Origin of the sequence: Stenotrophomonas nitritireducens (genome assembly GCF_001431425.1) — a bacterium.
GTDB lineage: Bacteria > Pseudomonadota > Gammaproteobacteria > Xanthomonadales > Xanthomonadaceae > Stenotrophomonas > Stenotrophomonas nitritireducens.
Genome location: NZ_LDJG01000021.1, coordinates 45,029 through 61,589, shown reverse-complemented (window position 1 = coordinate 61,589; position 16,561 = coordinate 45,029). Strand labels below are relative to the sequence as shown.

Genomic DNA, 16,561 nt, shown 5'->3' with positions numbered 1-16,561 from the left:
AACGGTCGCGTGGTGTTCCCGGTCTGTACAATCGCGTGCCGGGCCGGCGGGCGACGCGGGACGACTTCTTCGTCCATTTCGGCCACATCCTCGACGTGGTCGGCCCTGACCACGTCGGCATCGGCATGGACTGGGACGGCGGCGGTGGCCTGCCGGGCATGGCCGACATCACCGACCTGCCCAAGATCACCGCCTGGCTGCAGCGCCGCGGGCTGAGCGAGGCGCAGATCGCCGCCATCTGGAGCGGCAACGTGCTGCGGGTGATGCGCCAGGCGCAGGACTACGCGGCGAAGAACGGCGCGAAGTAAGCCGCGCGGGAATCTCTCGTAGGAGCGGCTTCAGCCGCGATGGGGCTTTACCGGCAAAGCCTGGTTCCTGGTAAAGCCCCATCGCGGCTGAAGCGGCTCCTACGGGCGCGGCAGGGTCAGCCGGTAGACCAGCACCCGGTTGTCGTTGTCCAGCGGCGAATCGCAGGCCTCGCCCTGCATCACGCAGCGGCGGGCGATGAAATCGTTGTCGTTGCCGACCAGCAGCAGCCAGTCGTCCGGATGCGCCGGGTCGAGCGCGGGCAGCAGGTCCATCGCCTCCCACTTTTCCGACAGGCGCTGCGGATCGTCCGCGGCGACACCGTCCAGGCGCAGGCCCGCGCGCGCCAGCTGTGCCGGGTCCAGCAGGTTCAGCAGCTCGCTCCAGCGCGCCGGGACGATGCCCGGCTTGAGCGCGGTGGCGGCCGGGTCGGCCAGCACGCTCCCGGTGCCGGTCTCGTAGCGGCTGCCGGCCAGGTTGCTGGCGCCAGTGGTGTCCACCAGCAGCACGCTCTTGAACACCGGTGCGGCCGCATTGCCGCCCAGGCCGTTGCCGTCGCGCGCCAGCAGCAGGAAACGATGGTCGTCCAATGCGCGCAGCTCGCTCTGCGCGGCGGTGCGGTCGGCCTTGCCGTCATCGCCGGCGAGGGCATAGGCCGGGAGCTGCACGACATGATGGCCGATGGGGTGCTTCGGCACCGGCTCGCGGGAGACGTCGTAGACCAGCACGCGGGTATTGATGCGGCCGCTGGCGTCGCCCCTGGCGCTGTCCTGCACCAGCGCGCTCTGCAGTGCGACGAACAGGCGCGTGCCGTCGGGTGAGAGCGCCATGCCTTCCACGCCCTGGTTGTTGCGGCGGCCGCTGTGCGGTGCCTTGAGCGAACCGAAGTACGGCCTGCCGTCGCGCATCGGCAGGATGGCCGGCGGCGGCACCAGCACGCCCTGCAGGCGGCCGTCGGCGTCGAAGTAGTAGACGTGCGCGGCGTACTCGTCGCCGACGTAGAAATGCCCATCGGCGGTGAACTGCAGCGATTCGGCATCCAGCGAGATCCTGCCGGCGCCGGTCGCGCCTTCGCGCGGCACCGGCAGGGCGATGCCGCCGCGGACCGCCACGCCATCGTCCGGGTCGGCGCCGGTGAACGGCTGGCCATCGGCATCGCGCAGTTCCAGACCACCATCCACGGTGAGCGTCACCTGCCCGATGGCTCCGGCAGTGGCCGGCGCGATGCTCATGCGCAACCGTTCCAGCCGCGCCGGGTAGTCGTAGAACAGCCCGGCCTCGGGATCGTTGCGGCCGCGGTCGGGCAGGGTCCACAGCACGCCCTCGTAGCCGCCGTCGGCGGTGCGCCGCCAGCTGCCCGGCGCCACCGCGAACGAGGAGAACGAGCCCAGCGTATCGCCGAGGAAATCGACGCTCGCCGCCGGCAGCATGCCCGCCGCGACCAGGCCCTGGTCGACGTAGCGCCGTCCTTCGATCTCGTGCACGCGCGGTGGCGCGTCGGTGACCCGATGCGGCGTGGTCCAGGCCACGCCGCCGCCCAGTGCGGTGGCGAGCAGTGCGGCGGCGAGCAGGTTCATCGCTGGCGTCCCCGGCTCAGAAACGCGCATCCAGCGACAGGAACACCTGCCGCGGTGCCGAGGCATGGAACACGTACAGCTTGCCGGCCGGGTCGGTCGGGGCGAACACGCTCGAGTCCAGGTTGCTGGCGTAGCGCTTGTTGGTCAGGTTGGTCACGTTGAAGGACAGCTTGAACTTCTGCAGCACGCCAAGCTGGCCGAAGTCGTAGCCGGCGCCGGCGTCGAACACGGTGAAGCCGCCGAAGCCCTGGTCGTTGGTGTAGGTGTAGTAGCGCTTGCCGGTGTACTCGCCGCGCAGGTCCAGCGACCACGGGCCGCTGTGCCATTTCAGTTCGCTGGCGAGCAGGGTTTTGGGCGTATCGGTCTGGGTCTTGCCCTTGGTCGGCACCAGCACGCCGTTCTGCATGTAGTCCGAGCCGTAGGTGGAATCGTTGAACGAGGCCGAGTTGTACCAGCCCAGGTGCGCGGTCGGGGTCCACAGCACGGTCAGTTCGGCGCCGCGGCTGTCCACGCTGCCGACGTTGTAGAAGCGGTTGCCGCACTCCGGGCCCACCGGCTGGCGCGAGTCGCAGGGGTTGTACTGCAGCAGGCGGTTGTCGAAGCGCACGTCGTAGCCGGCCAGCGACAGCTGCACGCTGTCGCCGATCCAGCGGTAGCCCAGTTCGAAGGTGCGCGACTGCTCGGGCTTGAGCGTGGCCTGGCTGTCCCAGGTGGCCTGGCTCACCGCCTGCGGGCCGAGCTTGAAGCCGCCCTGGAACATGGCGATGTTCTCCGCATAGCTGGCGAACAGTTCCTGGCGCGCGTCGAGCTGGAAGTACACGCCGGCGCTGGGCAGGAACGCATCGCGCGCGCGCAGGTTGCCGGTGGCGAACTGGTTGTTGGAGGTCGGCGCGATCGGGGTCTTGGCGATGCCGGGCAGGGCGCGCGCGCGCGACTGCGCGTTCACCGCCTTGAAGCCGCCTTCCAGGCGCAGCCGGTCCCCGAGCAGGTGCACGGTGTCCTGCAGGTGGAACTGGCGGGTCTTCCACTCGGTTTCCTGGGCGAACACGCCCACGTCCGGCTGGCCCTTGGCCAGCCCGCTGAAATCGCGCGGGCCGTCCACCGCGCTCTGGTAGCGCGAGGCGCTGCTGGTGTTCTCTTCGTACCAGCCGCCGGCCTGCAGGCGATGCGCGCCCAGCTGCCATTCCGCACCGAAGGTGCCGCCGCGGCGGTCGATGCTGTACAGCGTGTTGCGGAAGATGATCGGAAGTTCCTGCGCGGTGCCCTTGTTCGACCACGCGCCGCTGTTCCAGTTGTGGCCCTCGCCATCGTCCTGGTGGCGGTAGCCGAGCACGCGCAGGGTCAGCGTGTCGGTCGGGAAGAATTCGCCGGACAGGTAGTACAGGTCGTCGTTGCGCAGGATCTGGCCGGCGGTGAAGGCGCCGTCGGCGTCGGTGTCCGGGCCGCTGGCGTCGCAGCGTGCGGCCACGTAGGTGCCCTTGTTGCAGTAGGCCTTGGCCACGGCCTTGGCCCAGTCCGGCGCATAGCCGCCCCAGTCCCAGCCCAGCCCGCGCGCCATGCTGTCCTTGGACAGGTAGAAGTAGTTGGCCTGGGTGGTGCGCGAGGCGTCGGCGAAGCCGGTCAGGCGCATCCACTGATTCTCGTACATCGCCTTGGTGTTGAACTGGCGGGTGGACGAATCGTTGTAGGCGGCCTGGTCGTTCCACAGGTCCGAACCGGCGTTCATGCCCGACACGTACATCGAGAAGCCGTTGTACTCGCCGGTGTCGAAACGGGCGAAGCTGCGGCGGTTGGCGTCGCTGCCGAAGGTCTGCACCACGCGTCCGCCCATCTCCTTCAGCGGCGCGTTGGAGAAGTAGGCGATGGCGCCGCCCAGGTTGCTGGTGGACGGCGTGGAGAGGTTGCCGATGCCCTGCGCCAGTTCGACCATGCCCAGGTTCTCGGAGAGCAGGGCGCGGTTGATGCTCAGGCCGTTGTAGTTGTTGTAGGCGCTGTCGCCCAGCGGCACGCCGTCCAGGGTGTGGCCGAGCTTGGTGCCGGTGAAGCCGCGCAGGCTCACGGTCATCGACTGCTCGTTGGTGCCCAGCGCATCGGTCGATTGCGCGTTCACGCCCGGCAGCAGGTTCAGCACCTTCTGCGGGCTGGTGCCCGGCGGCAGCACGGTCAGGTTCTCCGGGGTGATGCGCTGCACCTGGCGCAGTTCGCCGCTGCCGATCACCGATACCGCATCCAGTTCGGTGGCCGAGGCGGGGGCGGCGGTTTCGCCGGCGTATGCGGAGGAAGCCATCGCCATGGCGACGGCCAGGGCAAGCAGGGAATGATTCATCGGGATCGGAGCCTGTCGTGGGGGACAGGCCGCCCCCCAAGGTGTCGGCCCGTCCACGGATCGTGGGAGGAACGAGCCAGACGCAAGGGACCGGAACTACGGCGATGCGGCCCCGGCGTCATCGTCGCGGCCGGCAGTCTTCCAGCAGGTGATGACAGGCGTATTGCGGCGCGCATCCGTCGCCGCCGTTGCGGCGGCGATGCGTTCGATGGGGACGCGGATCAGGACGGGAGCGGAACGCCCAGTGCGGCGAGCATCGCCGCGACCCGTGCGCGGATGTCGTCGCGCACGCCGCGGTACTGCTCCGGCGCCATGTCGCGCGGGTCGGGCAGGGCCCAGTCCGCGCGCTGGCGGGCAAGGATGAGAGGGCAGGCGTCGCCGCAGCCCATGGTGGCCACGAAGTCGAATTCGACGTCCGGCAACTCGTCCAGCGATCTGGAATGGTGGGCGGCGAGGTCGTAGCCCAGTTCGGCCATCGCCGCGATGGCCCTGGGATTGATGACGCCGGAAGGACGCGACCCGGCGCTGTAGGCTTCCACCGCCGCGCCGCCGAGCATGCGCGCGAAGGCTTCGGCCATCTGGCTGCGGTTGGAGTTCTCCACGCACACGAAGAGAACCCGCTTCACCGGTGCGGCCATGTCCAGCAGGCTCAGGCCGCGCGCTTGCCCAGCACCGCGTTGCGGCGGCTGTACAGCACGTAGACCACCAGGCCGAACACGTTCCACAGCGCGAACCACACCTGGGTGCGGGTGGGCAGGCTGAAGAACAGGTAGATGCAGCCCAGGATCGCGATCGGGCCGACCACCCAGGCCAGCGGCGTGCGGAAGGTGCGCGGGCGTCCCGGCTCGCGCTTGCGCAGCACCAGCAGGCACAGGCCGACCGCGGTGAACGCGGCCAGCGTGCCGGCATTGGCCAGCGCGGCGATCTCGTCCAGGCGCGCCACGCCGGCCAGCGCGGCCACCAGCACCGCGGTGAACAGGGTGATGGTCACCGGCGTGCCGGTGCGCTTGTTCACCAGCGACAACCCGCGCGGCAGCAGGCCGTCGCGCGACATCACGAAGAAGATGCGGCTCTGGCCGTAGAAGAAGGCCAGCAGCACGGTCGGCAGGGCGATGATGGCGACGATGCCGATCACCAGCGCGGCGGTGCCGTGGCCCAGCTCGCGCATGATCAGCGCCAGCGGCTCGGCGCTCTTGCCGAACACCGTGTAGCTCATCGCGCCGACCGCGGCCAGCGCCACCAGCAGGTAGATGATGGTGCAGCCGACCATCGAGCCGACGATGCCGATCGACAGGTCGCGCTTGGGATTCTTGGTCTCCTCGGCGGCGGTGGAGATCGCGTCGAAGCCGTAGAAGGCGAAGAAGATGATCGCCGCGGCCGCCATCACCCCGCGTTCCACGCCATCGGCGCTGACCGACTTGGGGAAGCCATAGGGCATGAACGGCTGCAGGTTGGCCGGGTCGAACGCCGGCAGCGCCACCGCCACGAACACCGCCAGCGCGATCAGCTTGAACACCACCAGCACCGCGTTGACCGTGGCGCTCTCGCGGGTGCCGGCGATCAGCATGCCGGCGACCAGGAAGGTGATGACGATGGCCGGCACGTTGAGGAAGCCGCCTTCCACGTGCGGGCCGGCGGAAAGCGCGTGCGGCAGCATCACGTTCCAGCCGAACGAGGTATGCAGCCACTCCAGGAAGCCGGTGAAATAGCCCGACCAGCCCACCGCCACGGTGCTCACCACCAGCGAGTATTCGAGGATCAGGCTCCAGCCCACCACCCAGGCGATGGTCTCGCCCAGCGCGCTGTAACTGTAGGTGTAGGCGCTGCCGGCGGCCGGCATCATCGTCGACAGCTCGGCGTAGGCCAGCGCCGCGCAGGCGCAGACGATGCCGGCGACGATGAAGGAGATCAGCACCGCCGGGCCGGCCTTGTCCGCGCCCACGCCGATCAGGGTGTAGATGCCGGTGCCGACGATGGCGCCGATGCCCAGCGCGACCAGGTGGGGCCAGCTCAGCGAAGGTATCAGCCGGCGGCCTTCCTCGTGCTGGGTGAGCTGGTCGATGGATTTGCGCCGGAGCCAGGACTGCATGCGGACCTCGCGGTTCGTGGGTATTCGGGAAAGGGGCCGAGTTTCGCCGAACGCAGCGCAGCAAAGCCAGAAATTCCGCCTGCTTTCATGGGGTTTGGCGATGGGCGGTAGCCCGGATGACGGATCCGGCACAAAAAGCCGCCCGCAGCGGCGTTTGTGCGCACGCTGGCGGCCCGCAGGGGTTCCCGCCATCGAAGGCGGAAACGGAACATGCTGCCCCGCGGCCCCCGCGGACGATGCCGCAGGTAGCTTGCCTAAGGGGTTCGCGGCGATGCCCCGGTGCGGACCAGCCTTGTATCCAGGCGGCAACGGAGGACGCAGGCGTGGGGCTTGCCCCACCCAGGGCCTTCCCGATGAAGCGCCGTGCCTACGCGGCGCGGCGCGGATGCGCCAGCAGGTAGTCGCGCAGGGCCACGGCCTGGTTGTGCCCGGTATCGCGGGCGCCATACACCAGCGTCACCGGCCCGGCCGCCAGCGCGTCGCGCAGCGGCGCCAGCGACCGCGGCTGTGCGGCCAGTTCCCGCCAGTAGCGTTGCCGGAATTCGTCCCAGCGCTCGGCGCGGTGGTCGAACCACTGCCGCAGTTCGTTGCTGGGCGCCACTTCCTTGAGCCATTGCGCCTGCAGGCGCTCGTGGCTGACCCCGCGCGGCCACAGTCGATCGACCAGGAAACGCTGGCCGTCGTCGGCCATGGCGGGTTCGTAAGCGCGTTTGCAGTGGATGAGCATGCCGACCTCCGCAGCGCCGGAGCGTTTCAGCTTTCCAGCCCCAGCCGTATCCCGAACGCGATCAAGCATACGCCCACCGCCCGCCGCAGCCACACGCCCACGCGCGGGTAGCCGGCCAGGCGCCGGGCGATGAACTGGCCGCCGAAGATCAGTACCGAGCACCAGCCCACGCTCAGCACGGCGATCAGGCCCGCCATCAGCGCCAGGGTCAGCGCGCCGCGCTGCGTGGCCGGGTCGATGAACAGCGGGAAGAAGGCCATGTAGAACAGGATCGCCTTGGGATTGAGCACGCCGACCAGCAAGGCCTGCCGGAACCAGCGCCGGCCGTGCTGCAGCGGTGCCGCGGCGCCGGCGGCCGCGGGTTCGCGCAGCAGCTGCACGCCGACCCAGACCACGTAGGCCGCGCCGACATAGCGCAGCCCGGCGAACAGCAGCGGATGCGCCTTCAGCAGGGCGGCCACGCCGGTGGCGGCGATGGCGATCAGGATCTGGTCGCCCAGCATCAGCCCGGCCAGCGTCGCGTAACCGGCGCGCACGCCGCCGCGCGCGGTGGCGGTGAGCAGGGTGAAGGTGCCCGGCCCGGGCAGCATCAGGAACAGGATGACGGCCACCACGAAGGTGCCCAGGTCGTTGATGCCCATCCACGGCATGGCGATCGTCCGGTCCGGCTCAGTGCGCGCGCTGCGCGGCCGGATGTACCAACGCCGGTCCGTCGCGGCGAGCGTCGGCATCGTCGGCAGCGGCACCTGCGGCGAGGGTCCACGAAGTCGCCGCAGCGAACGGCGGCCGGGGCAGGAGACGGGAAGGCGAGGGCTTCATGGCGGAACGGGACACGCGTGGGGAGCACATGATCGCAGAAGCGGCGCAGCCGTTGAGACGCGCGGGGCTACACTTCGTTCCATGCAAACCGAAACCCTGATCCTGGCCGGCCTGCTGCTGGTCGTCATCGCGCTGCAACTGGCGCTGCTGCTGCGTCGTTCCGGCAATGCCGCGCTGGAAAACGCGCTGCGCGAGGAGCAACGCAACGGCCGCGGCGAACTGCGCGAGCAGCTGGAAGGCATGTCGCGCCAGCAGGATGCGCGCATGGACGGCTTCAGCCGCAATCTCACCGACCTGTCCACCCGCACCGACCAGCGCCTGGACCTGCTGCGCGACAGCCTCACCGACGACGCGCGCAAGGGCCGCGAGGAAAACGCCCATGCCCGCCAGCAGATGGCGCAGCTGCTCGATGCGCGCCTGCAGGACGTGCGCGGGCAGCTCGACGCCTTCGGCCAGCAGCAGCAGGCGCGCATGGAACTTTTCGCCAAGCAGCTGGCGGCGCTGCAACAGGCGCTGCTGGAGGAAACGCGCAACGGCCGCCAGGAGAGCGGCGATGCGCAGCAGCGCTTCGGCGAGATGCTGGGCCAGCGCCTGGCCGAGCTTACCCAGCGCAACGAACAGCGTATCGCCGAGATGCGGCAGACGCTGGAAGCGCGGCTCAAGGACCTGCAGGACGGTAACGACGGCAAGCTCGAGCTGATGCGCCAGACCGTGGACGAAAAGCTGCAGAGCACGCTCAACACGCGCCTGGACTCGTCGTTCAAGCTGGTTTCCGAGCGGCTTGAACAGGTGCAGCGCGGGCTGGGCGAGATGCAGCAGCTGGCCACCGGCGTGGGAGACCTCAAGCGCGTGCTGAGCAACGTCAAGAACCGCGGCGGCTGGGGCGAGGTGCAGCTGGACAACATCCTCGAGCAGACCCTCACCGCCGAGCAGTACGCGCGCGGGGTGAAGCTGCGCCCGGACGGCAACGAGATGGTGGATTTCGCGGTGCGCCTGCCCGGCCGCGGCGGCGACGAGGCGCCGGTATGGCTGCCGATCGATTCCAAGTTCCCGCGCGAGGACTACGAGCGCCTGCTCGACGCGCAGGAAGCCGGCGACCAGGAAGCGGTGCGCGCCAACGGCAACCAGCTCGAACGCGCGCTGCGCGTGCAGGCCCGGTCGATCTGCGACAAATACATCGTGCCGCCGCACACCACCGATTTCGCGGTGATGTTCCTGCCTACCGAAGGGCTGTACGCCGAGGCGATCCGCCGCCCGGGGCTGGTGGACGTACTGCAGCGCGAACACCGCGTGGTCATCGCCGGCCCCACCACGGTCACCGCCCTGCTCAACAGCCTGCAGATGGGATTCCGCACCCTGGCCATCGAACAGCGCTCGTCGGAAGTGTGGAGCCTGCTCGGCGCGGTGAAGGGCGAGTTCGGCAAGTTCGCCGGCATCCTCGAGAAGGCCGAGAAGCAGATCAACACCGTCGGCAAGAGCCTGGGCGATGCCAGCCGCAAGACGCGCACCATCGAACGCAAGCTGCGCGGCGTGGAATCGCTGTCCGCCGACGCTTCGCAGGCGCTGCTCGGCGAACTCGGCGGCGATGACGAGGGCGAGGAACAAGGGACCGGGTCCAGCGACGCCTGACCGGCGTGATACCGGTTTATGCTGGCGCTCCCTTCCCCCTCAGGAACCACCATGACTGCTTCCGTGCGCGACATCCCGCTGACCACCATCGACGGCGCCCCGGCCACGCTCGGCGACCATGCCGGCAAGGTGCTGCTGCTGGTCAACGTCGCTTCCAAGTGCGGCCTCACCCCGCAGTACGAGGGGCTGGAGAAGCTCTATCGCGAAAAGAAGGGCGCCGGGCTGGAGGTGCTTGGTTTCCCGGCCAACAACTTCAACGGCCAGGAGCCGGGCAGCGAGGACGAGATCAGGCAGTTCTGCTCGCTCACCTACGACGTGACCTTCCCGATGTTCGCCAAGATCAGCGTCGCCGGCGCCGACGTGCACCCGCTGTACCAGCAGCTGATCGCCGCGCAGCCGGCCGCCAGCGGCGAAGGCCCGATGCGCGAGAAGCTGGCCGGCTTCGGCATCGAACCCAACCCGGCGCCGGGCATCCTGTGGAACTTCGAGAAGTTCCTGGTCGGCAAGGACGGGCAGGTGATCGGCCGGTTCTCGCCGGATACCACGGCCGACGACGCCGGCCTGCGTGCGGCGATTGATGCCGCGCTGGCGGTCTGAGCCCGCTCCGCGCAAAGGCCGGGGATGGAAGCCGCTGCCGCCAGGCAGCAGCGGCCGGTTCCAGGGTGCCACAACGGGCAACAGGCAGAGAGGTGATTGAAGGATGACAACAGGCAATTCCGGTGGATTCGCGGTTGGTTAGTTCACCCTGGCGCTCATCAATGCCGGCCTCGCCCAGGGCAAGGGACGCAGCGGCATGAACTGGGGGCTGCTGTCGCTGATCCTCGGGCCGATCGCCACGCTTCTGCTGGTGCTGCAGCAGCCCAGGCGCCAGGAAGGCGGCTGACCCGCTCCAGACTCCGGCGCCGATCCAGAAAAAGCCCGGGTTTCCCCGGGCTTTTTCCATCTATCGCTGGCAGCGCGCTCAACGCCCCCAGTCGGGCATCGGCATCGCATCGACCGGGATGGTGGTCTGCTCGTCGTCCTCGTGACGGCGGCGGTCGCGGCGCAGATCCTTCTCGATCTGGTAGTTGCGGCGCTGCAGCCAGGCGTCGCGGGTCAACGCGTACTCGTCCACCGCGCTGTCGCGGATGTCGTCCAGCGACAGCAGCTGCACGCGGGTGTCCACCAGCTGCAGGCCCTGCAGGCCGATGCGCAGCTTGTCCATCTCGATGCGCCGCAGCGGCGACAGCGGCGTGTCGCCGGCCAGGCCGAACACGTCGCGCACGGTGCGCGGGCCGAAGAACGGCAGTTCCACGTAGCGCGACTGGCGCCAGCCCCAGGTACCCAGGGTCTGCCCGAAGTCCTCGCTGCGGCGCGGCACCATGGCCTTGCTGGCCGGGTCGAACAGGCCGCCGATGCCGAGGGTGGAGTTCATCAGGAAGCGGCCGAGCGTGTCCCAGGCGTCGTCGGCATGGCCCTGCAGCAGCTGGTTGACCATGGTCAGCGGCGAGCGCAGGTTGCTGAAGAAGTTGCTCACCCCGGTGCGCGCCACGCGCGGCACCACGTGCACGTAGGCGGTGGCCAGCGGGCGGGCGATGCCACGGTCTACCGCCAGGTTGAAGCGGTGCATCTGCCGGTTGTACTTCTCCCACGGATCGTAGGCCGGCGCCGTGCCGTTGCCCGCGCCGGGCTCGGCGGTCGGGCCGCCGTACAACGCGGCGAAGTCGTCTTCGGCGTCGGTGGGCGCGGCGGTGTCTGCGGTGCCGGCATCGGTCGCCTGCACCGGCGCGGGCGTCGCGGTTGCCGCGTCCGTGTTGTCGGCGACCTGCGGCACTTCCGGTACGGGCGCGGCGGGAACCGGCTCCTGCGCGGTCGCGGGCTGTTCCGCGGCGACGTGGGTAGCGGCCGGCGGCGCGGTCCCGCGCACGGGTTTGCCGGCGCAGGCGCCGAGCAGGAGCGCGGCGGCCAGGAGGGGGAGGGTGCGGAGGAGGTTCATGTCAGCGTTCCGCCGGGGGAGGCGTTGAAATCCAGGTCCGGCGACAGCCGGTAGGCCGCCCGCAGTTCGTCCAGCCCCGCAGGCGTGCCGACGATGGTAGCGTCGCCATTGTCGCGCAGGCGTGCAGCCAGTTCGGCCAGCAGCGCCACGCCGGCGCTGTCCACGCGTTCGACGGCCTGCAGGTCGAGCCGGCGCGACTGGCCCGCCTGGCGGACCAGCTGCGGCCACAGCGCCACTACCGCGGCGCGGTCGAGCGTGCCGGCCAGGTGCAGCGCGTCGCCTTCGACGCGCGCGGTGGCGTCACTTGCCACGGGGCGCCGGGCCAGCGTTGGCCTGCATGCTGCCGCTGCGCAGTTCGGCCGCCACGTCCTTGATCGACTTCTGGCGCAGCGGGGCGTCGAACTGGTTCTTGAAGGTCTGCACGTAGGAGATGCCTTCGATCATCACGTCGAAGATCTTCCACTGGCCGCCGACGTCGCGCATCAGGTACTCGACCGGGGTCGGCTCGCTGCCGGCGCGCACCAGTTCGGTGGACACCTTCACGCCGCGGTTGCCCGGCAGCGCGGCCTCGCCCTTGTAGCGGAAGCTCGGCTTGCCCTGGATGTCGAGCAGGGTCGAGCCGTAGCGCGCCATCAGGTTGTCGGCCATCGCGTCGGCGAACAGCTTCACGTCGGCGTCCGCGGCGCCGCGGCCATGCACGCCCAGCACCAGGCGGGCGGCGTAGTCGCGGTCGAAGCCGCGGCTCAGCTCGCTGTCGATGAAGCCGCGCAGCGCGGCCGGATTGGCGCGGAACTCGGCGCGGCGGGTCTCCAGCGCGGACAGGATGCGAGAGCTGGCGTCGAGCACGGTGCGCGCGGCGGCCGAGGGCTGCGCGGCGGTGGCCGCCGGGCGCGCCTGCGCCATGGCCAGCGTCGGGGCCGCGGCCAGCAGGGCCGAGGCGAGCACGGTGGTGAGCAGTCGGGTCTTCATGATTACGGCTCTTCCTTGGAGGGCGTGTCGTGGGTGCCCGGGGCGGGCTCGGAGGCGTTGTTGCCGCCACCGCTGAACATGTACTTGCCGACAAGCTGGATCAGGTCCACCGCCGGCTGGGTGAACACGATTTCGTCGCCGGACTTGAGCACGTCCGGATCGCCGCCGGGCTGCAGGCCGATATAGCTCTCGCCCAGCAGGCCGCTGGTGAAGATGCCGGCCGAGGTGTCGGCGGGCAGGTCCTTGAACTTGCCGTCCAGCGACAGGGTGACGATGGAGTCGTATTTAACGGGGTCCAGCTGAATATCGGCCACTTGGCCGATGGTCACCCCGCCGACCTTCACTGGCGCCTGCTTGCGCAGCTGGCCGATCTGGCTGAAACGCGCCTTCAGTACGTAGTCGCCGCCGCCCATGCCGAAACGCTGGTTGGTGGAAGCCACCGCCAATACCAGCAGCGAGGCCAGCGCCAGCAGCAGGAAGGCGCCGACGGAGAATTCGAGTCGAGGTCCACGGATGGCCATGTTTTTGTCTCACTCCTGATCCAGCAGATGCTTCGTCGGTTCGGGCGAAGCGGGTTGTTCGTCAGATCCCCGCACAAGGATGTGCGGGCTCTTGCGAGGGACTCGCATCAATGAAACATCAGTGCGGAAAGCACGAAGTTGAACATCAGCACCAGCAGCGAGGCGTTCACCACCGCGCGGGTGGTCGCCACCGAGGTGCCTTCGATGGTGGGTTCGGCGTGGAAGCCGACGTAGGCGGCGACCAGCGCCGCGGTGCCGCCGAAGATCGCCGACTTGAGCAGGGCCACGGCGAAGTCGTCCCAGAAGTCGACGCTGCCGCGCAGTCCCGACCAGAACGTGCCGTTGTCCTGGCCCAGCACCTGCACCGCCTCGAACCAGCCGCCGGTGATGGCCAGCGAGCAGAAGATGCCGGTCAGCAGCGGCACGGTCAGCACCGCAGCCCAGAAGCGCGGCGCCACTGCCTTGGCCACCGGGTCGATGGCCATCAGTTCCAGCGCCTTGATCTGGTCGGTGGCGCGCATCAGGCCCAGTTCGGCGGCGATGGAGCTGCCGGCGCGGCCGATGAACAGCAGCGCGGTCAGCACCGGCGCCAGTTCGCGGTACAGCGACAGGCCGAGCAGGGTGGACAGCGCGTCGGCCGCGCCGAACGTGGTCAGGGTGCGGTAACCCTGCAGGGTCAGCACCAGGCCGACGAAGGCACCGCCGACGGCGATGATCGGCAGCGAACGTGCGCCGATCTTGTAGATCTCGCGGGTCAGCTCGGCCAGGAAGTCGCGGGTCGGCAGCGAGCCGCGCAGCACCGTCAGCGAGAACAGGCCGGCGCGGCCCAGCGAGCGGATGGAAGAAGCGAACGGCATCAGGCAACCCTCGCGCGCGGGGCGGCATCGAACGGGATCGGGCCATCGGGCTGGCCGTGCAGGAACTGCCGCACCAGCGGGTCGGTGCTGGCCTGCAACTGTTCCGGCGTGCCGGAGAAGACGATGCCTTCGTTGGCGATGACCAGCGCCTGGTCGCAGATCGGCAGGGTCTCGTGCACGTGGTGGCTGACGATGATGCTGGTCAGGCCGAGGCTGTCATTCAGGCGCTTGATCAGGCTCATGATCACGCCCGAGGCGATGGGGTCCAGCCCGGTCAGCGGCTCGTCGTAGATCATCAGCGGCGGGTCAAGCGCCAGCGCGCGGGCCAGCGCCACGCGCCGCGCCATGCCGCCGGACAGCTCGCGCGGCCACGCGTCGGCCGCGGCCAGCAGGCCCACCGCGTGCAGCTTCATCCGCACCAGCCGCTGCAGCACCGGTTCGGGCAGGCGGGTATGGGTGCGCAGCGGCAGCGCCACGTTCTCGGCGACGGTGAGGTCGGTCAGCAGGCCGTTGCCCTGCAGCAGCACGCCGACGTTGCGGCGCATCTCCAGCAGCGCGCGGCTGCCGTGCGGGATGTCCTGCCCGAACAGGCGCACGTGGCCGGCGACCGGGCGCAGCTCGCCGGTCAGCGCCGCCAGCAGCGTGGACTTGCCGGTGCCCGAGGGGCCGAGCACGGCGGTGATGCTGCCGCGCGGCACGTCCAGCGAAACGTCGCGCAGGATCGTGCGCCCGCCGCGGTCGATGCGGACGTCGGACAACTGCACCAGGGGCGTCCGGGGAGGGGACATGGCGGCCTTTAACGGAAAACCAACGTAGCAGGATTATCGGGTCCGCCTGAACAAAAGAGAACTGGACCGTGCAGTATTGTCGCCGGGCCGGCTCCGCGCGTCAGTGTCCATGGGCGGAACGCCCAGTCCTCCCCATGTCACTCCACGCCGCTCCGGCGCAGGTCGCGCAGCGACCCCGGCTCGTCGGTGAAGGCCACCACGTCGCGCAGGCTGGCATGGATGCGCCGCACGTAGCCCAGGTCGTTGAGCAGCGATCCGGCCTGCAGGCCGTCCAGGTGGTCCTGCTTCACTGCCGCGAACAACCGCTGGCGGAACGCCGCGTCGAACTGCGCGGCCTGGCGGTCGAGGGCTTCGAGCCCCTCCTGCCGCGCCTGGCGCCCTGCGGCGCCCCCGGCCGGCAGCTGCGCGATCCGGCGCAGGCCATGCAGCTGCCCGAACAGGTGCCCGCGCAGTTCCACATAGGCCGCGCGCAGCGGCGAATCGGCATCCTGCAGGCGCTGGCCGAGGTTCTTCTGCAGGTGCTTGGCGTCCTTGACCGCATCGACCATCCGCGCCGCCACCGCCTGGCTGCCCGACCAGAAGCGCTGGTGGTCGGCATCCAGCACTACTTCCAGGCGGCCCATGAAGCGCAGCAGGTCGCCATAGACGCCCTTCACCCGCTGCTGGTACAGCGTCTCGGCATCGCGGCAGCTGCCGTCGGGGCGGGCTTCGAGCAGGGTCGGGTCGGGCGCGCCGGCATCCAGCGCTTCCACGGGCAGGCACAGGGCCTGGCAGATCACCTCCACGCTCAACCCGCCCAGATGCTCCAGCTCCAGAGCGACCGCCGCCGCCGCCGCGTCGGCCGATTCCAGCGCCTGGTCGCTGAGGTGGCGCGCGCGCACGCGCTCGATGCCGCCGCCGGCGATCGTGTCGCTGCGTTCGGGCAACCAGCGCCGCAGCGCCTGCGCGAGCCGGCCCTGCCATGGCCAGAACAGCGCCACCCCGCCGGCATTGAACAGGGTATGGAACAGCGCCAGCTGCAGCAGCGGGTTGCCGCCGAACCCCGCCAGCCCGGCCAGCCCCGCCACCAGCCAGGTCAACGGCACCAGCAGCGCGAACGCCAGCAGCGCGGTGACCATGTTGAACAACACGTGCGCCAGCGCCAGCCGCTGGCCGCTGCGGTTGCCGCCGAGCATGCCGACTGCCGCCGTGCTGACGCTGCTGCCGACATTGGAGCCGATGGCGATGGCCAGGCTCTGCTCCAGCTGCAGCTGCCCCGAGGCCAGCGCGGCCAGGGTCAGCATCAGCGTCGCATGGCTGGACTGCAGCACCACCGTCAGCAACAGGCCGCCGAGCACGAACAGTGCCATCGCGCCCATGCCGCCGCCGCCGCGGGCGGCCAGATCGAAACCGCCGCCGAAGCCGTCGAACCCGGCCTTGATCTGGTCGATGCCCAGGAACACCAGCGCCACGCCCAGCACCACGCGCCCGGCCGCCTTGCCGCGCTCGCCGGCGATCCCGGCCAGCACGCCGAACACCAGCATCGGCAGGGCCAGCGGCGACAGGCTCAGGTTCTGTCCGGCCAGCGCCAGCAGCCAGATGCCGCTGGTCGCGCCGAGGTTGGCGCCGAAGATGATGGCGATGCCGCCGGCCAGCTGGATCAATCCGGAGCTGATGAAGGCGATCGCCAGCAGCGATACCAGCGTGCTCGACTGCAGCGCCGCGGTGCCGGCCACGCCGAACAGCAGGCCGCGCAGCGGCGTGGAGGTGCCGCGTGCCAGCAGCCGTTCCAGGCTGCCGCCGGCCAGCTGCTTCAGCCCTTCCTCCAGTATCTGCATGCCGAACAGGAACACCGCCAGCCCGGCGCACAGCTGCAGCCAGGCGCCGTTGTGCCAGAACGACCAGGCCAACAGCGCGGCGGCGGCCAGGGCCAGGAGGATGCGCAGGTTCACGGTTCGCCGGCTTCCATCGGTGACGGGGCCGCGCATTATCGGCGCGC

At 69.8% G+C, this 16,561-nt stretch carries 16 protein-coding genes; 3 read left to right on the top strand and 13 right to left on the bottom strand.

Features of this window, described 5'->3' with window-relative positions:
• A partial coding sequence (locus ABB22_RS13645; RefSeq protein ID WP_211264516.1) for a membrane dipeptidase occupies positions 1 to 308 on the top strand: 308 nt, incomplete at its 5' end.
• A gap of 99 nt (positions 309 to 407) precedes the next feature.
• On the opposite strand, the gene ABB22_RS13640 is transcribed toward ABB22_RS13645, so the two are convergent.
• From ABB22_RS13640 to leuE, 6 genes are all read right to left on the bottom strand, one after another.
• A complete protein-coding gene (locus ABB22_RS13640) occupies positions 408 to 1,883 on the bottom strand; it encodes an esterase-like activity of phytase family protein (protein WP_152984181.1) in 1,476 nt (491 codons plus the stop codon).
• 16 nt (positions 1,884 to 1,899) lie between these two features.
• On the bottom strand, positions 1,900 to 4,215 hold the full coding sequence (locus tag ABB22_RS13635; protein WP_057505275.1) for a TonB-dependent receptor: 2,316 nt from the start codon (positions 4,213 to 4,215) through the stop codon (positions 1,900 to 1,902).
• 215 nt (positions 4,216 to 4,430) lie between these two features.
• The gene (locus ABB22_RS13630; RefSeq protein ID WP_055768722.1) at positions 4,431 to 4,847 is read right to left on the bottom strand and encodes an arsenate reductase ArsC; all 417 of its coding nucleotides are present in this window, start codon (positions 4,845 to 4,847) and stop codon (positions 4,431 to 4,433) included.
• Between the two features lie 11 nt (positions 4,848 to 4,858).
• The gene (locus tag ABB22_RS13625) at positions 4,859 to 6,298 is read right to left on the bottom strand and encodes an amino acid permease (RefSeq protein ID WP_055768725.1); all 1,440 of its coding nucleotides are present in this window, start codon (positions 6,296 to 6,298) and stop codon (positions 4,859 to 4,861) included.
• 367 nt (positions 6,299 to 6,665) lie between these two features.
• Entirely contained in the window at positions 6,666 to 7,025 is a 360-nt protein-coding gene (locus ABB22_RS13620) for a DUF488 domain-containing protein (protein WP_055768728.1), read from the bottom strand.
• Between the two features lie 26 nt (positions 7,026 to 7,051).
• Positions 7,052 to 7,675, bottom strand: coding sequence for a leucine efflux protein LeuE (gene leuE / locus ABB22_RS13615; protein WP_055770229.1), 624 nt, complete (start codon positions 7,673 to 7,675; stop codon positions 7,052 to 7,054).
• 250 nt (positions 7,676 to 7,925) lie between these two features.
• On the opposite strand from leuE, the gene ABB22_RS13610 reads away from it, so the two are divergent.
• Both ABB22_RS13610 and ABB22_RS13605 read left to right on the top strand, forming a co-directional pair.
• Positions 7,926 to 9,473, top strand: a complete 1,548-nt coding sequence (locus ABB22_RS13610; protein WP_055768730.1) for a DNA recombination protein RmuC — start codon at positions 7,926 to 7,928, stop codon at positions 9,471 to 9,473.
• A gap of 51 nt (positions 9,474 to 9,524) precedes the next feature.
• A complete protein-coding gene (locus ABB22_RS13605; RefSeq protein ID WP_055768733.1) occupies positions 9,525 to 10,070 on the top strand; it encodes a glutathione peroxidase in 546 nt (181 codons plus the stop codon).
• Positions 10,071 to 10,434: 364 nt separating this feature from the next.
• Here ABB22_RS13605 and ABB22_RS13600 read toward each other — a convergent pair whose 3' ends face one another.
• From ABB22_RS13600 to ABB22_RS13570, 7 genes are all read right to left on the bottom strand, one after another.
• Entirely contained in the window at positions 10,435 to 11,448 is a 1,014-nt protein-coding gene (locus tag ABB22_RS13600) for an MlaA family lipoprotein (protein WP_055768735.1), read from the bottom strand.
• A complete protein-coding gene (locus tag ABB22_RS13595; RefSeq protein WP_055768738.1) occupies positions 11,445 to 11,759 on the bottom strand; it encodes an STAS domain-containing protein in 315 nt (104 codons plus the stop codon). The genes ABB22_RS13600 and ABB22_RS13595 overlap by 4 nt, the downstream gene beginning before the upstream one ends.
• Complete coding sequence (locus ABB22_RS13590; protein ID WP_055768741.1) at positions 11,749 to 12,417, bottom strand: MlaC/ttg2D family ABC transporter substrate-binding protein; 669 nt, start codon at positions 12,415 to 12,417, stop codon at positions 11,749 to 11,751. Before ABB22_RS13590 ends, ABB22_RS13595 begins: the two co-directional genes overlap by 11 nt.
• A 2-nt stretch (positions 12,418 to 12,419) precedes the next feature.
• A complete protein-coding gene (gene mlaD, locus ABB22_RS13585; RefSeq protein ID WP_055768744.1) occupies positions 12,420 to 12,938 on the bottom strand; it encodes an outer membrane lipid asymmetry maintenance protein MlaD in 519 nt (172 codons plus the stop codon).
• 107 nt (positions 12,939 to 13,045) lie between these two features.
• Positions 13,046 to 13,795 carry an MlaE family lipid ABC transporter permease subunit gene (locus ABB22_RS13580; protein ID WP_055768747.1) on the bottom strand — a complete coding sequence of 250 codons (750 nt, stop codon included), beginning with the start codon at positions 13,793 to 13,795 and terminating at the stop codon, positions 13,046 to 13,048.
• Positions 13,795 to 14,583, bottom strand: coding sequence for an ABC transporter ATP-binding protein (locus ABB22_RS13575; protein WP_055768750.1), 789 nt, complete (start codon positions 14,581 to 14,583; stop codon positions 13,795 to 13,797). Before ABB22_RS13575 ends, ABB22_RS13580 begins: the two co-directional genes overlap by 1 nt.
• A 137-nt stretch (positions 14,584 to 14,720) precedes the next feature.
• Entirely contained in the window at positions 14,721 to 16,514 is a 1,794-nt protein-coding gene (locus ABB22_RS13570; protein WP_235504288.1) for a Na/Pi cotransporter family protein, read from the bottom strand.
• Between the last annotated feature and the right edge of the window lie 47 nt (positions 16,515 to 16,561).

Excerpts from the sequence above, each read along its gene's own strand:
- ABB22_RS13640 (WP_152984181.1), bottom strand. The coding sequence starts at position 1,883 with ATGAACCTGCTCGCCGCCGCACTGCTCGCCACCGCACTGGGCGGCGGC.
- ABB22_RS13630 (WP_055768722.1), bottom strand. The coding sequence starts at position 4,847 with ATGGCCGCACCGGTGAAGCGGGTTCTCTTCGTGTGCGTGGAGAACTCC.
- ABB22_RS13625 (WP_055768725.1), bottom strand. The coding sequence starts at position 6,298 with ATGCAGTCCTGGCTCCGGCGCAAATCCATCGACCAGCTCACCCAGCAC.
- ABB22_RS13620 (WP_055768728.1), bottom strand. The coding sequence starts at position 7,025 with ATGCTCATCCACTGCAAACGCGCTTACGAACCCGCCATGGCCGACGAC.
- leuE (WP_055770229.1), bottom strand. The coding sequence starts at position 7,675 with ATGCCGTGGATGGGCATCAACGACCTGGGCACCTTCGTGGTGGCCGTC.
- ABB22_RS13610 (WP_055768730.1), top strand. The coding sequence starts at position 7,926 with ATGCAAACCGAAACCCTGATCCTGGCCGGCCTGCTGCTGGTCGTCATC.
- ABB22_RS13605 (WP_055768733.1), top strand. The coding sequence starts at position 9,525 with ATGACTGCTTCCGTGCGCGACATCCCGCTGACCACCATCGACGGCGCC.
- ABB22_RS13600 (WP_055768735.1), bottom strand. The coding sequence starts at position 11,448 with ATGAACCTCCTCCGCACCCTCCCCCTCCTGGCCGCCGCGCTCCTGCTC.
- ABB22_RS13590 (WP_055768741.1), bottom strand. The coding sequence starts at position 12,417 with ATGAAGACCCGACTGCTCACCACCGTGCTCGCCTCGGCCCTGCTGGCC.
- mlaD (WP_055768744.1), bottom strand. The coding sequence starts at position 12,938 with ATGGCCATCCGTGGACCTCGACTCGAATTCTCCGTCGGCGCCTTCCTG.
- ABB22_RS13580 (WP_055768747.1), bottom strand. The coding sequence starts at position 13,795 with ATGCCGTTCGCTTCTTCCATCCGCTCGCTGGGCCGCGCCGGCCTGTTC.
- ABB22_RS13575 (WP_055768750.1), bottom strand. The coding sequence starts at position 14,583 with ATGTCCCCTCCCCGGACGCCCCTGGTGCAGTTGTCCGACGTCCGCATC.